Below are 14374 nucleotides of genomic sequence, written 5' to 3' on the forward strand. Positions count from 1 at the left end.
ACCGTTCGTGCTGAGCGAAGTCGAAGCACCTGTGGCGCGACAGCCTTCGACTTCGCTCAGGCCGAACGGTGAAAGGATGAGGTCAGCGCTGACGATCGACAGATCACCCCGAATTGCGCAACGCGGTGGCGATCGCGTTGATCGACAACAGGATGCCGTCGCCGATCCGCACGTCCTCGTCGCCCGCGCGGTGGCGCTTCATCAATTCGATCTGCAACAGGTTGAGCGGTTCGATATAAGGCAGGCGCAGGCGGATCGAGGTTTCGAGCGCGGGATGCCGCTCCAGCAGGCGCGACTGGCCGGTCGTCTGCAACAGGCCGTCATGCGTCAGCGTCCACGCATCGCGGATGGTGGTGAAGAACGGCCGCAGCGGTTCGTCGACCAGCGCGGCATAGCGCGCGGCGATGCCCATGTCGGACTTCGCCAGCACCATCTCCATATTGGCCAGCGTCGCGGCGAACAGCGGCCAGCCCTCGGCCATCTCGGCCAGCAGCGCCTTGTCCTCGAACCCGGCGATCGCCTGACCGACGCCGTACCAGCCGGGCAGCATCACCCGCGCCTGCGCCCATGAAAAGACCCACGGGATGGCGCGCAGATCCTCGATCCGGTCGGATTTGGTGCGGCTGGCGGGCCGGCTGCCGATCTTCAGGTTCGCGATCTCGGCGATCGGCGTCATCTGGCGAAAGAACGTCCGGAACGAATCGTCGCCGTAGACGAGGTCGCGATACGCATGGAACGCCGCGTCCGACAGCTTGTCCATCGCCCCCGAAAACGCCTGGTTCTCGGCGTTCGACAGCCGCACCGGTTCCAGACTGGCGAGCAGGGTGGCGGACGCCATCGCCTCCAGATTGGTCGCCGCGGTCTCGCACGTGCCGTATTTGGCGGCGATCACCTCGCCCTGTTCGGTGATGCGGATGCGGCCCTGCACGGTGCCGGCGGGCTGCGCCTGGATCGCCGCGAAGGCCGATCCGCCACCGCGCCCCACCGCGCCGCCGCGTCCGTGGAACAATTGCATGCCGACGCCCGCCGCCTCGAACACCGGCGTCAGCGCGGTCGATCCCTTCGACAGGCCCCAGGTCGATGTCAGGTAACCGCCGTCCTTGTTGGAATCGGAATAGCCGATCATCACTTCCTGATGGCCGCGCCCCTGCGTGATCGCGGCGATCTCCGGCAACGCCAGCCAGTCGCGCATGATTTCGGGCGCGGCATCCAGATCCTCGATCGTCTCGAACAGCGGCACCGCCATGATCGCCGCCTCGGGCGAGTCGCCGGGGCGGTACAGACCCGCTTCCTTCAGCAGCAGGTTGACCTCCAGCAGGTCGGACACCGACTTGGCCATCGACACGATATAGACGCGGATCGCCTCCACCCCGAACCGGCGATGCGCCGCCGCCGCCGCCTCGACGATCGCCAGTTCGGACGCGGTCTCGTCGGAATATGACTGGAACCGGCTGGTCAGCGGCCGCGCATTGGCCAGTTCGCGCCGCAACAGCGCCACGCGCGCGTCCTCGTCCAGCGCCAGATAATCCGCCTCGACCCCCGCCGTCTTCAGCAGTTCGGCGACGACGCGTTCGTGCACCGCCGAATTCTGGCGCAGGTCGAGCGTGGCGAGATGGAACCCGAACACGTCGACCGCCCGGATCAGCCGCGCCAGCGCGCCGCTCGACGCCAGCGCCCCGCCGCCCCGCGTCGCCAGCCCGCGCGCGATCGTGACCAGATCCGCGCGGAACGCCGCCGGATCGGGATACGCCTCTCCCTGCAACCGCCCCGGCCGCGCCGCCGGCCGGCCGCTCAACGCCTCGTGCGTCGCGGCGAGCCGTGCATAGACGCCCGACAGCGCCCGGCGGAACGGTTCGTCGCGCCGGCTCGGCGCATCGTCGCCGCTCGCCTCGGCCAGCGCCTCGACCCCCTCGTCGACACCCACCCGGGCAGAGGAGATCGACAGCTCGGCGCCCAGCGCATGGACGGTATCCAGATAATGACCCAGCACCGCCTCGGCCGACCGTTCCAGCGCCAGCGTCAGCGAGGCGGCGGTCACGTTGGGATTGCCGTCGCGATCGCCGCCGATCCAACTGCCCGGCTTCAGGAAACTGGGGCAGCGCCGCCCGAGCGCGCGGTCCCATCGCTGATACAGCGCCGGCACGGTCGGCAGGAACACGTCGCGCAGATACGACAGCGCGGTTTCCACTTCGTCCGCCACGCCCAGCCGCTCGCGACGCAGCACCCGCGTCTGCCACAACAGCGCGACCTGCCGGCGGATGGCGTCCTCCACCGCATCGCCATCGGGCGTCTCGATCATGCCGGTATCGCGCACCAGCATCAGTTCGGCGATGCGGTTGCGGTGATCGATCATGCTCTTGCGGCGCACCTCGGTCGGATGCGCGGTCAGCACCGGTGCGACGAGCGCCCGGTCGAGCAGCGCCACGACCGCGTCCTTGTCGACCCCCTCGGCCGCCAGCCGGTCGAGTGCCGCCGACAGTTCCGCACCTTCCTCCATCGAAAAGCCCTGACGATCCTCGGCCAGATTGGCGAGCATCGAGAACAGCATGAAGCCGCGTACGAATTCCAGCGTATCGTCCAGATCGAGCTGTTCGAGTTCCAGATCGATCGCCGCACCGTCGCCCAGCCCGCGATGCCGCTCGACCGAGGCGCGCCGGATCGTCTCGGTCGCCGCGAACAGCTTCTCGCCGCCATAATCGCGGATCACGTCGCCGAGCAGGGCGCCGAGAAACCGGATGTCGGGATTGTTCGCGATCGGAGGAAGAGTAGCCATCCCGCAATGCTGCGCTGCGGCACCGTGCAGGTCAACCGGCTGCTGGTATAACCAGATCAAGCGTGCGGTTTTTGTCGGTCGCCCCGACTGGTCGAGCTGTCTGGTCGGGCTGTCCGGTCGCCTGTCGGATGGTCCGGCGCGGGAACCGATCAGATCTGGATGGCGCGCGTCATCGCCGGCGGTGCCTTGGCGACCATGCGACCAAGCCCGTCGATCACGCGGCCGGCGCCCTTCCGGATCGGTTCAATGCCACCAGTATCCGCGGTGGTCACGGGCACGCAAGAGACATGCTGGACAACCCCGCCCGGCAGGGTCGGCGGCAGCAGCAACGTCGTCAGGCAATCGGCCAGATTGGGTGCTTCGCGGTGACCGAGCGTATCGGTGATATCCTCATCCGACAGTGTCGGTGCCAGTGCTGCCAGCGCGGTGGCGGCAGCCTGCCAGAGCGCGTCATGGTCGGTGACCGACACCGAGAGGTTCAACACGAAATCGGAATGCACATCGCTTCCTGTCTTCAATTGTCTGGAGAGACGCGAAAGCGATGCCGCGCGATACTGCGGCTTCTTCTCCTCCTCGGCGGACCCACCCTTCGACTGTTACAACCGAAATGGCATCATCTTTTTACGACGATGGATATATTTAATACCATATTAACCTTGGTATATTTTTCGATGCGTTGGTTCATCGAAAAATGGCCGGGGTGACACGGATGGTCACTCCGGCCATGACCGCCGGGGATCGAAATCCCCGGCGGATGCAGTTCCTTAACGGAACAGCGAGGTGATCGTCTGCGGCGCCTGATTGGCGATCGACAGCGCCTGCACGCCAAGCTGCTGCTTGACCTGCAAAGCCTGCAGCTTCGCCGATTCCTTCGCCAGATCGGCATCGACGAGATTGCCGATACCGCTCTCGATCGTGTCCGACAGCTTGCTGGCGAACGTCGACTGCGCGTCGATCTTGCGCGAAGCCGAACCGAGGTCGCTGAGTGTGACCTTGATGTCCTTGCTCAGCGTATCCAGCGCGCCGACCATATTCTTGGCCTTTACAGCCGTGTCGATTTCAGAGTCCTTCCCCACCGCGGTGGTGGAACCCGTTGTCGCCAGATCCATGGCCTGGTTTTCGACGCTCAGCGTATCGGGCGTGTACGTGCCACCGCTGGAAACGCTGCCCAGCGACTGCAATGCACTGACCGTACCACCGCTCGTCTTCAGCAGATTAGTACCGTTGAACTCGGACGAGTTGACGATCGTGGTGATCTGGTCGCGAAGGGCCTTGAAGTCCTTGTTGTACGCAGTGCGACTTGCGTCATCGACACCCGTATCCGATGCCTGCGTCGCAAGCGTCTTCATCTGGTTGACGACGTCGGAAATCTGCTCTGCGCCCGCTACCGCAACGTCGGTGACGCTCTTCGCCCGGCTGAGCGACGAGGACACCGCCTTCAGTCCGCCCAGATCGCCGCGAAGTTTCTCGGCGATCGTGTAGGCGGCTGAATCGTCCTTGGTCGAACTCACGTTCATGCCGCTGTTGATGCGGTTCTGAACGGTCGAAAGACCCTTGCTGGTGGAATTGAGCGCCTGAAGCGCGGCCATCGCACCAGTGTTCGTGTTTACGGACATTGCCATCGTATGTTTTCCTTCTGGAAAGTTCGGCTGCTTCTGCGGCCGTGGACCGGATCGGCGGTCCCCCGGCGACCCGCCTGAAAGGCAGCTCGCCCTTCATCATGGAAAGAAACATCGGCGGCCGGGCGCGGGCACGAAGATTATTGATGGTTAGCAATGGCTTAACGGGTAGGCGCGGAGGATTTTACCGGGATATCAGGCGGATGGTCCCGGTCCGACGACGGCGCCCAGACGCCAGAAAACCGGGGCGGAGGATGTTCCGCCCCGGTTTCCGGGTCGCCGGGTGATGGCCGGGCTTATTTGAACAGCGACGTGATCGTCTGCGGCGCCTGATTGGCGATCGACAGGGCCTGCACGCCAAGCTGCTGCTTGACCTGCAACGCCTGCAGCTTCGCCGATTCCTTGGCCAGATCGGCATCGACGAGGTTGCCGATGCCGCTTTCGATCGTATCGGTCAGCTTGCTGGCGAAGGTGGACTGCGCATCGATCTTGCGCGACGCGGAACCCAGATTGCTGAGGTTGGTCGAGATCGCCTTGCTCAGCGTGTCCAGCGTGCCGACCATCGTGGTGGCATCAGAGGGGGACGAGATCGTCGACGTCGTGTTCAGCTTGCCCGCCGTACCGGCCGCGGCCAGGTCCATTTCCTGATTGGGCACGGTCAGCGTATCGGGGGTATAGGTGCCGCCGCTGGAGATACTGCCCAGCGACTGCAATGCCGACACCGTACCGCCGCTGGTCTTGAGCAGGTTGGTCCCGCTGAATTCGGACGAGTTGACGATCGTGGTGATCTGGTCGCGAAGCGCCGTGAAGTCCTTGTTGTAGGCATCGCGGCTGGTCTGGTCGACGCCGGCATCGGATGCCTGCTTGGCCAATGTCTTCATCTGGTTGACGACGTCGGAAATCTGCTCGGCACCCGCGACCGCGACGTCGGTAACGCTCTTGGCACGGCTCAGCGAGGTGGTAACGGCCTTCAGCCCGCCCAGATCGCCGCGCAGGTTCTGCGCGATCGTGTAGGCGGCCGAATCGTCCTTGGTCGAGCTGACGTTCATGCCGCTGTTGATGCGGCTCTGCGTCGTCGCCAGACCCTTGCTCGTCGCGTTCAGGGCCTGAAGAGCGGCCATCGCGCCGACATTGGTGTTTACGGACATCCCCATGACGTGTGTTCCTTCTGGAAAGTTCGGCAGCTTCTGCGGTCGCGGACCGTGACGGCGGTCCTTCGGCGGCCGTTCAAAAGCGCTGGCCACATCCTTATTCTGGGAAGAAATCCGGGCCGGCGGACAGAGATTGCGAAATTATTCACGCCAATGGTTACCGGCGTGTTTCCCCTGTTTTCCGATCAGAACGGAAACAGCGCGTCATAGATCTGCTGGCCCCAACGCGCCTGTTGCGCCTGCGTCAACTGGCCGCGCCCGCCGTAACTGATGCGTGCCTCCGCGATCTGGGTGTGGCGGATGCTGTTGTCGCGGGCGATATCCTGCGGCCGGACGATGCCGGTGACGATCAGCTCGCGCAGCTCGTAATTGACGCGAATCTCCTGCCGGCCGCGGATCACCAGATTGCCGTTGGGCAGTACGTTGGTGACGATCGCCGACATCGTCATGTTGATCGTCTCGCTGCGGCTGATCGTGCCGCCGCCATTATATTGGGACTTTGAATTGCCCGCGACCAGCTTCGACGGATCGCCGCCCGGCAGCTTCGTCTCCAGCCCGAGCAGCGACGACAGGCCGGCGGACTCCGACCCGCCCCGCGTGCGGGCGGTGTTGTTGCCCATGTCGGCCTTGTCGGCGACGTTGATCTTCACGGTCAGGATGTCGCCGTTCCGCGCCGCCCGCTGGTCGCCCAGAAACGCGCCAGCCCCCGCCCGGAACAGCGAGGCACCCGCCGGTGGCGGCGCCGTCGCCTCGCGACGCTGGACGATGCCGGGGCGGCCGAGCGACTCCTCGATCGACGGCGCATCGGCGGTATCGATCGCGGTCATCTTCGGCGCCTTGCCGACCTGAGCCAGCCGGTCGGTGACGGCGCAGCCGGACAGGGCAACCGCCCCGACAAACAAGACGGGAATGGTGGATTTCATCGAATTTCCCCGTCCGATCATGGTGCCGTCACCCGAACCGCGCCGGAGCCTTCGACGACGCCGTCCAGCGTCCGGTTGGTCGATGCGGTGACGACGCGGACCAGATCGCCCATCCCGCCGCTGGTCAGGGCGCGGGCACCGGTGGCGATCACCAGCCCGCCGCTGCGCAGCGTCACGGTCACCGGCTCACCGCGCCGCACCAGTCGCGGCGTCATGACGTCACCGGCGCGCACGACCGCGCCGATCGCCAGATTGCGCACCGCCTCGCGCCCCGCCGCCTGCCCCGGCGGCAACGCCCCGCTGGCCAGACCGGGGCTGCGCGGTTGCAGCTCGAAATCGGTGGTGGACAATATCTCGCCGCGTTCGATCGGGCGGACCAGCACGGGCGCGGGCGGCGGCTCGACCGCCGCCGGGGCGGCACTGGCAAGCGCCAGCAACAGGGAGGCGACGATGCTCACCGCAACTGGCTCGACGTGGCGAGCATCTCGTCCGCCGTCTTCACGACGCGGCTGTTCATCTCATAGGCGCGCTGCGCGGTGATGAGCGAGGTGATCTCCGCCACCGGATTGACATTCGACGCCTCGACGAAGCCCTGCAACGTCGTGCCCAGCCCCGGATCGCCCGGCGCCCCGACCGTCGGCTGGCCCGATGCTGCGCTGGCGAGCAGGATGTTCTGCCCCTGCGCCTCAAGCCCCGCCTCGTTGACGAAAGTGGCGACCTGCAACTGACCGACCGTCTGCATATCGGTGGCGCCGGCGGTCTTCACCTGCACCTGTCCGGTCTTCGAGATCGCGACATCGACCGCGTCGGCGGGGATGGCGATGCCCGGCTGCACCGGATAGCCGTCCGACGTCACCAGTTCGCCCTGATCGGAAAGCTGGAACGACCCGTCGCGGGTATAGCCGGTCTCTCCGCTCGGCATCGTCACCTGAAAGAATCCGCGTCCCTGGATCGCCAGATCGTACCGGTTGCCGGTCTGGTTGGGGGCGCCCTGTTCGGTGATGCGGTACACGCCACCCGTCCGCACGCCCGCGCCGATCTGGATGCCGGTCGGCACCTTGGCCTCGCTCGCGCCGCCCGCCGAGGTGCCGGGGCGGGTTTCCTGCTGATAGAGCAGGTCCTGGAACGCCGCCCGCTGCCGCTTGAACCCGGTGGTGTTCATGTTGGCGATATTGTTCGAGATGACATCGACATTGGTCTGTTGGGCCAGCATCCCGGTGCTGGCGATCGAAAGCGTCCGCATCGCGCAATTCCTATTCTAGAGTGAAATCAGCCGAGCTTGCCCAGGCGGTCGATCGCGCGCCGGCGCAGATCGTCCATGTCCTGCGACATCTTCATGCTGGATTGGTAGGCGCGCAGGATCTCGACCATCTGCGTGGTCTCGACGATCGGCTCGACGTTCGATGCCTCGATCCCGCCGTTGCGCAACCTGGTGTCGGCCGCCGCCAGTTCACGGCCGTTGCTGGCGGTCATCAGGCCATCGCCGCGCGGCGTGACCATGCGTTCGTCGTCGAACACGGTCACCGCGATGCGGCCGACCGGGCCATCCTTGGTTGCGACGGTGCCGTCGTTGCCGATGGTCAGCGTCGCCAGCTGGTCGGCCGGCACCGCGATCGGTCGCCCGCCCTCGCCCAGGATGCGCTGCCCGCCGGCGGTGGTCAGTTCGCCCGCCTGATTGGTCTTCACGAAACCGGCGCGGGTATAGGCGGTGCCGCCGTCCGGCGCCTCGACCGCCAGATAACCGGGGCCGTCGATCATCACGTCCATCGGATTGCCCGTCGACTGGAACGATCCGGCGGCGGTGTCGTGCATCGCGCCGTAATCCAGCACGAACGACGTCTTGCGCGCGGCCTCGACCGCGTTCTCCGTCGATTGCTCGACAAACTCGCGAAACACCGGCCGCTCCCGCTTGAACCCGGCGGTGCTCATATTGGCCATGTTGTTGGCCGCCACGTCCAGCTTGCGCCGGAGCGCCTGCTCCTGGCTCAGCAATACATAGGAGGATATGTCCATCCCGGCCTCGTTTCCCTCGACGTCGCTTTTCCGTCGCTAGGCAAAAACTGCCTGCCGACCGTCCTATAATAGGTGGGAGAATGGGGAGCCGGTCGGTCGCCCCATGGTTTCGGAAAGGGAATGGCCCAGTGTCGAACGGACTGGATATCGAGGAGGTGGACGGTGCAAAGCCACCGCCGGCCAGGAACAGGAAGAAGCTCGTCATCATCGGCGCGGCGGCGGCGGTCCTGCTGCTCGGCGGCGGCGGTGGCGCGTATATGATGATGGGCGGCACCCCCGCCGCCGCCGAGGAAGGCGGCCATGGCGACGCCAGGAAAGAAGTGGCCGCCAAGGAGGACGGCGGCGAAGGCGGTCATGGCGGTGGCGAGGGCAAGGACGCCGACACCCCGTTCGATGTGCCGCCGCTGCTCGTGAACCTGCGCACCGCCGATGGCACGCCGCACTTCCTGAAGGTGCACGTCATGCTCGTCCCCGGCCCCGACAGCTCGCTGGAGGGGATGAAGGACAGCCTGCCCGTCCTGCTCGACGCCTATCAGCCGTTCCTGCGCGAATTGCGACCGGAGGACCTGTCCGGGTCCGCCGCCGTGTTCCGCATCAAGGAGGAACTGCTGGTCCGGTCGCGCGCGGCGATCGGCGAGGGCAAGGTCAAGGAAATTCTGGTACAGGACCTGATCCAGCAGTGAGCGATCCCTTCGAAGAATTCGACGATTTCGCCCTGCCCGAACCGCCGATCGCGGCGATGGGCGACGGCGTCCTCGATCAGGCCGGCATCGACGCGCTGTTCGGCGATGTCGGCGGCCCCGCCCGCCCGCGCAGCGGCCTGAAGGCGGTCATCGAATCCGACGTCATCAGTTACGAACGACTGCCGATGCTGGAGGTGGTGTACGACCGGATGATCCGCTCGTTCGCCACGTCGATGCGCAACCTGACGTCCGATGCGATCGACGTCAGTCTGGAAGAGATCACCTCGATCCGCTTCGGTGACTTCGTCAATCGCATCGCCCTGCCGGCGATGATCGGCGTGTTCCGGGTCGAGGAATGGCGCAACTATGGCCTCATCACCGTCGAATCGAGCCTGATCTATTCGGTGGTCGATGCGCTGCTCGGCGGTCGCAAGAGCAGCGGCCGGACGATGATCGACGGTCGCGCGTTCACGGGGATCGAGGTGGGGCTGGTCGGCCGGATGCTGACGCTCGCGCTGTCCGATCTCGGCCAGTCGATGGCGCCGATCACGCCGGCGACGATGGAGCTGGAACGGATCGAAACCAGCCCCCGCTTCGCGTCGATCGCCGGGCCGACCAACATCTGCGCGGTCGCCACCTTGCGCGTCGACATGGAGGGACGCGGCGGGTGTTTCAGCGTCCTGTTGCCCTATGCCACGATCGAACCGGTCCGCCGCGTGCTGGGCCAGCGCTTCATGGGCGAGAAACAGGGGCCGGAAAATATCTGGGGCGCACACATGGCCACCGAGATCGCCAAGACCGAGGTGTCGGTCGAGGTCGTGCTGGGCGAAACCCAGATGACCCTGGGCGAGGTGCAGGCGTTCCAGGTCGGACGCACGCTGACGCTGGGCAAACGGCCCGATGATCCCCTAGAGGTCCATGTCGGCGGCATCCCGCTCGGCCTGGCCCAGATCGGCCAGCGGAGCAGCAAGGTGGCCGTCCGGCTATCGACCGACATCGCCAAAGGCCCCCTGACATGAGCTTCCTGCCATGAATTTCGCGACGCTCACCAACCTCGTCACCATCATCCTGTGCGCCGCCGTGCTGGTGCAGAGCGTGCGGATGATGAAATCGCTGAAGGTGGTACAGCCCAGCGCGCTGGCCGAAATGGTCGGCGCCCTCGACAACAGCACCGCGCAGGCGCGCACGGTGCTGGCCGAACTGCGTCGCGCGCTCGCCGAATGCTCTGGGTCCGCGCGCGTGCTGACCGACGGCAAGGCGATCTGCGACGAGCTGACCGTGATGGTCGGCATCGCCAATGCCTCCGCCGACCGGATGGCCGATGCCGCAGAGGCCGCGCGCCGCGCCCGTGCCGACGATCAATCCGGCGGCTGGGCATGAGCCGGCGTCCCTCGCTCCTGCTGCTCACCGCCTTTTCGGCGGCGGTCGCGACGGTGGGCAACACCGTCGGCCTCGCCGCGACCGCGCCCGGTATCGGCGATGCGCCGACCTCGCGTCTGGGCGTGGCGATCGGCGACGACATGAAGGCGCGCGATCAGGCGGCGGCCCGCCGCGGCCGCGCGCTCGACCTGCGCGAACAGGCGGCACGCGCGGCGGAGGCGCGGCTGAAACCAGCCGACGGCACCACTCCCGCCGCCGCCCCCGGCACCGCCCCGCCCCCGACGGGCGAGGCCGCGAGCGCGGGGCCGGACCAGTATGACGACCTCGCCCGCATCTATCAGGTGATGAAGCCGACCGCCGCCGCCGTGGTGCTGGAACAGCTCGATCTCGACGTACAGATGCGCGTCGCGCAAAAGATGCGCGAACGATCGACCGCGATGATCCTGGCGGCGATGACGCCCAAGGGCGCCGCCGCCCTGACCATGGCCATGGCCCGCCGCCGCGCCGCCCCCACGGTCGCGGCCGTGCCGGCCCGCCGCTAGCCCGACCCGTCATTGCGAGCGTAGCGAAGCAACCCAGAGTACCGCACGGCGCCCCTGGGTTGCTTCGCTACGCTCGCAATGACGGGTGACTAGACCGCCGTCACTCCGCCGCGAAGCGCGCGGACAGATCGGCCTGCCACGCCGACAGTTCGTCGAACGACAGCATCTCGGTAAACGCGAACCCCGCCTCGCCGTCGCAAGACCAGCGCAGCGTCGCGTGGCGTGCCGCCAGACCGGGGATGGTGACGCGCACCTGCGTGCCGACCGGCGGCGGCGACGTGATGCCCAGCCGGCATCCCGATTGCGACAGGTCGCGCAACAGCGGCACCGTCGTCTGGCCCAGATGCCACAACAGCACCGGGCAGGTCGCCGACAGTCGCGGTGCGCGGGGTCGCCGCTCCGGGTCCTGCGCGCCGCCATGCAACAACGTGGGCACGTCGATGGGATCGGAGAACATCATCCCCGCCCGCCGTGGCTGGGTCCAGGTCACCGCGCCTTGCAGTACGCTCAGGTTGCGCAGTTCGATGCGGACATGCTCGCCCACGGTCAGCGGCGCATCGCATTCCGCCATCAGCCCGCCCGACGACAGGTTGCGCACGCGGCATACCCAGTCGCCGCCCGCCGTCACCATCCGCCCCAGCAGCAGGATGGTCGTCAGTCGCGGCTCCCGCGCCACGGAGACGGGACGCGGGACATAATCGTCGTCGGCGGCGGTGAAGGTCGTCATCGGCCTGTTTCCTGTGTCGTCACGCCGGCTCGGCACGGGTGATGGCGACGCGCCTGACCACGCCCTTGCCCATCGCCTCGGGGGCGGCGGCCTGCACCACCCGGCGCAGGCCATCGATATTGGGGAGCATCCCGTCCGGCCCGGCGGCCAGCGGCGTCCGGTAAGTCCGCATGTTGATCGCATGCAGCAGCAGCGGCAGCTTCAGCGTGACCGCGGCGACCTGATCCTCCGGCACCTCCAGATCCAGGTCGAACGACACATATCCGGCCAGCCGGCCATCCTGCAGCACCATCGGCGCGCTGATCTTCTGCGCCGGCACGAACGCCATCACCGGCTCGACCGGGGCCCTGGGCGCCGGCGGCCCGAGCACGCGCAGCGTCGCCACCGCCGCCCCGCCGCCGACACCGCCGCCCAGCACCAGCATCACCAGATACAGGATGATCTTCTTCATCGCCGGTCAGAACCGGAAACTGGCATCGATCGGCAACGACGGCGCCGCGCCCTTGGCCACGATCGTGATGCGGCGGTTCTCCGGCCGGTCGGGCTGGTCGGGATAGACCGGCCGCGTATCCGCCATCGCCACCATCTCGGCAAAGCGACCCACCGGCAGGCCCGCCGCGATCATCGCGATCCGCGCGGCCAGCGCGCGTTCGCCCGACAATCGCCAGTTCGCCTCGTCGCCGCCGTTGCCGACGCCGTTGGTATGCCCCTCGATCACGATCTGCGCGTCGGACTTGACCAGCTTGCCCGCCACCCGCGCCAGCATCTCGCGCGCGAAGGGGTTCAGGATCGCGGTGCCGTCCTTGAACATCGACCGCGCGGCGGTGTCGGTCAGGCTGATGCGCAATCCGTCGCGATCCTCCTCGATCCGCATCTGGCGGCGGCCCTGATCGTCGGGCGGCAGGCTGTCGATCGCGACGCGCAGTTCCTGCGCCGCCACCCGCAGCGACGCATCGGGGATGTTGGCGCTGCCCCCGCGCGATGTACCGGCGGTCGCGGCCTTGGTGCTCGGCTGGCCCTTGGGCGCCTGCACCGATTCCGATTGCGCGCGCCGGCCATGGCCGCCCGCGCCCGGCATCCCGCTGACGCCGCTGATCGACGACGACGCATCCGTGGTCTGCGACAGCGACGTGGCCGACGATGGCGAGAAATACTCCGCCAGCCCCTTTTGCCGCTGCTTGTCGGGATTGCTGATGAGCCACAGCAACAGAAAGAACGCCATCATCGCCGTCACGAAATCGGCATAGGCGACCTTCCACGCGCCGCCATGATGCCCGCCCACGATCTTCTTGACGCGGCGGATGACGATCGGGCGGGTGTTGGCGCCGGTCGCGGCCATTATGCCGCCGCGGCCAGCGCGACGCGCAGGCGTTGCTGCACCGTGCCCAGCCGTACCGAATCGACCGCGTCATGCGGATCGCGGCCGACCGCCAGCCGGTCGAGCAGCGCCGCGCTTTCGTCGGTGCACTGGACCAGCATGTCGAACGCCTGGAACTGTTCCAGATAGCGGTTCACGAAATCCTCGTCACCGACGAGCATTTCCGCCAGCCGTTCGATCGCCGTGCGGACATGGCGAAGCTCGGCCGCGATGGCGGCCTGCAGGGGGGCGACGAGATGCGGGTGAGCCATGGGTTGCGGGACCATCACGGGGGTTTCAGAAGAGTTCGAGTTCGCCGCCGTCGACCGGCTGCGGAACACGGGGTGGCGGCAACGGCTCGGCCACGAACGTGGCGCGGGCCTTGCCGTCGAACGGCAGGAATTCGACCTTGCGGGCGCGGGTACCGCCGACATCGACATGGCCGATCGCGATCCCCTCGGTCTCGATGAAGCGGCGCGCGAAGGCGGCATTGCCATGGCCGATACCGCCCAGCCCGGCGATGATGTTCGCCCCGCCATAGATGTGCGCCCGCAACCGCGATCGCGCCGCCCCGCGCTGCATCATCGCGTTGATGAGCAGTTCCATCGCATGGACGCCGTATCGCTGCATGTCCTGCGCGCACACCTGTTGCCCGGCATCGGGCTGGCCGAGCAGGAAATGGTTCATGCCGCCGACATGCGCCACCCCGTCGTGCAGGCACACCGCGATGCACGATCCGAGCAGCGTCGACAGCAACGTGTCCGGCCGATCGGTGGCTAGGTGTTCGCCCTGGACCAGGTTGATGCGCCGCATGGTCAGGACAGCTCGCCGAAGACGCGTTCGATCTTGTCCTTCAGCGCCGCCGGCGCGAAGGGTTTCATCAGGTAGTTGTTGACGCCCAGCGCCGCCGCCTTCTGCACCACTTCGCGATCGGCCGATCCGGTCAGCATGATGAACACGGTCTTGCCGATCACCGGGTCCTTGCGGACTTCCTCCAGAAACTGGAGGCCGTCCATGTCGGGCATGTTGTAATCCGATACGATCAGGTGGACGCGATCGGATTTCACGGACGCCAATGCATCGACGGCGGCACCCTTGTCGCGCACGTCCTTGAATCCCAGGTCCTGCAACGAACGACGGATCATTGCGCGCATGCTCGCCTGGTCGTCGACGACCATCACCTTGATCTGAGCCGCAGCCGGCATC

18 protein-coding genes are annotated in these 14374 nt (G+C 66.8%); 4 read left to right on the forward strand and 14 right to left on the reverse strand.

Features of this window, described 5'->3' with window-relative positions:
• Window positions 1–103 precede the first annotated feature (103 nt).
• From ppc to JAO74_RS09955, 8 genes are all read right to left on the reverse strand, one after another.
• On the reverse strand, window positions 104–2773 hold the full coding sequence (gene ppc / locus JAO74_RS09920) for a phosphoenolpyruvate carboxylase (protein WP_199037513.1): 2670 nt from the start codon (window positions 2771–2773) through the stop codon (window positions 104–106).
• A 149-nt stretch (window positions 2774–2922) separates the two neighbouring features.
• Window positions 2923–3273: a hypothetical protein gene (locus JAO74_RS09925; protein ID WP_199037515.1), complete on the reverse strand. Its 351-nt coding sequence runs from the start codon at window positions 3271–3273 to the stop codon at window positions 2923–2925.
• Window positions 3274–3537: 264 nt separating this feature from the next.
• Entirely contained in the window at window positions 3538–4395 is an 858-nt protein-coding gene (locus JAO74_RS09930) for a flagellin (protein WP_199037517.1), read from the reverse strand.
• Between the two features lie 293 nt (window positions 4396–4688).
• Window positions 4689–5546 carry a flagellin gene (locus JAO74_RS09935; RefSeq protein ID WP_199037519.1) on the reverse strand — a complete coding sequence of 286 codons (858 nt, stop codon included), beginning with the start codon at window positions 5544–5546 and terminating at the stop codon, window positions 4689–4691.
• Window positions 5547–5728: 182 nt separating this feature from the next.
• Window positions 5729–6466 carry a flagellar basal body L-ring protein FlgH gene (gene flgH / locus JAO74_RS09940; protein ID WP_199037521.1) on the reverse strand — a complete coding sequence of 246 codons (738 nt, stop codon included), beginning with the start codon at window positions 6464–6466 and terminating at the stop codon, window positions 5729–5731.
• A 17-nt stretch (window positions 6467–6483) separates the two neighbouring features.
• On the reverse strand, window positions 6484–6924 hold the full coding sequence (gene flgA, locus JAO74_RS09945) for a flagellar basal body P-ring formation chaperone FlgA (protein WP_199037523.1): 441 nt from the start codon (window positions 6922–6924) through the stop codon (window positions 6484–6486).
• On the reverse strand, window positions 6921–7709 hold the full coding sequence (gene flgG / locus JAO74_RS09950) for a flagellar basal-body rod protein FlgG (RefSeq protein WP_199037525.1): 789 nt from the start codon (window positions 7707–7709) through the stop codon (window positions 6921–6923). The genes flgA and flgG overlap by 4 nt, the downstream gene beginning before the upstream one ends.
• A 26-nt stretch (window positions 7710–7735) precedes the next feature.
• Entirely contained in the window at window positions 7736–8479 is a 744-nt protein-coding gene (locus JAO74_RS09955; RefSeq protein WP_199037526.1) for a flagellar hook-basal body complex protein, read from the reverse strand.
• A gap of 128 nt (window positions 8480–8607) precedes the next feature.
• Here JAO74_RS09955 and JAO74_RS09960 point away from each other — a divergent pair, with 128 nt between their 5' ends.
• From JAO74_RS09960 to JAO74_RS09975, 4 genes are read left to right on the forward strand one after another with little or no spacing between them, the layout of a single operon-like run.
• The gene (locus JAO74_RS09960; protein ID WP_332908776.1) at window positions 8608–9162 is read left to right on the forward strand and encodes a flagellar basal body-associated FliL family protein; all 555 of its coding nucleotides are present in this window, start codon (window positions 8608–8610) and stop codon (window positions 9160–9162) included.
• Window positions 9159–10181 (forward strand): flagellar motor switch protein FliM, encoded by a 1023-nt coding sequence (fliM, locus tag JAO74_RS09965; protein ID WP_332908777.1) that lies wholly within the window; start codon window positions 9159–9161, stop codon window positions 10179–10181. Before JAO74_RS09960 ends, fliM begins: the two co-directional genes overlap by 4 nt.
• A 10-nt stretch (window positions 10182–10191) precedes the next feature.
• Window positions 10192–10542: a DUF6468 domain-containing protein gene (locus JAO74_RS09970; RefSeq protein ID WP_199037530.1), complete on the forward strand. Its 351-nt coding sequence runs from the start codon at window positions 10192–10194 to the stop codon at window positions 10540–10542.
• On the forward strand, window positions 10539–11084 hold the full coding sequence (locus JAO74_RS09975) for a MotE family protein (protein ID WP_199037531.1): 546 nt from the start codon (window positions 10539–10541) through the stop codon (window positions 11082–11084). Before JAO74_RS09970 ends, JAO74_RS09975 begins: the two co-directional genes overlap by 4 nt.
• A gap of 100 nt (window positions 11085–11184) precedes the next feature.
• Here the strand turns inward: JAO74_RS09975 and JAO74_RS09980 are convergent, their stop codons facing one another.
• From JAO74_RS09980 to JAO74_RS10005, 6 genes are read right to left on the reverse strand one after another with little or no spacing between them, the layout of a single operon-like run.
• Window positions 11185–11811 carry a PilZ domain-containing protein gene (locus JAO74_RS09980; protein WP_199037533.1) on the reverse strand — a complete coding sequence of 209 codons (627 nt, stop codon included), beginning with the start codon at window positions 11809–11811 and terminating at the stop codon, window positions 11185–11187.
• Between the two features lie 19 nt (window positions 11812–11830).
• Complete coding sequence (locus JAO74_RS09985) at window positions 11831–12262, reverse strand: hypothetical protein (protein WP_199037535.1); 432 nt, start codon at window positions 12260–12262, stop codon at window positions 11831–11833.
• 6 nt (window positions 12263–12268) lie between these two features.
• Window positions 12269–13150, reverse strand: a complete 882-nt coding sequence (locus tag JAO74_RS09990; RefSeq protein ID WP_199037537.1) for a flagellar motor protein MotB — start codon at window positions 13148–13150, stop codon at window positions 12269–12271.
• Window positions 13150–13440, reverse strand: a complete 291-nt coding sequence (locus tag JAO74_RS09995) for a hypothetical protein (protein ID WP_199037539.1) — start codon at window positions 13438–13440, stop codon at window positions 13150–13152. The genes JAO74_RS09990 and JAO74_RS09995 overlap by 1 nt, the downstream gene beginning before the upstream one ends.
• A 25-nt stretch (window positions 13441–13465) precedes the next feature.
• On the reverse strand, window positions 13466–13981 hold the full coding sequence (locus JAO74_RS10000; protein ID WP_199037541.1) for a chemotaxis protein CheD: 516 nt from the start codon (window positions 13979–13981) through the stop codon (window positions 13466–13468).
• Between the two features lie 2 nt (window positions 13982–13983).
• On the reverse strand, window positions 13984–14373 hold the full coding sequence (locus JAO74_RS10005) for a response regulator (RefSeq protein ID WP_199037543.1): 390 nt from the start codon (window positions 14371–14373) through the stop codon (window positions 13984–13986).
• Between the last annotated feature and the right edge of the window lies 1 nt (window position 14374).

Origin of the sequence: Sphingomonas mollis (assembly GCF_016427505.1) — a bacterium.
Taxonomy (GTDB): Bacteria; Pseudomonadota; Alphaproteobacteria; order Sphingomonadales; family Sphingomonadaceae; genus Sphingomonas; species Sphingomonas mollis.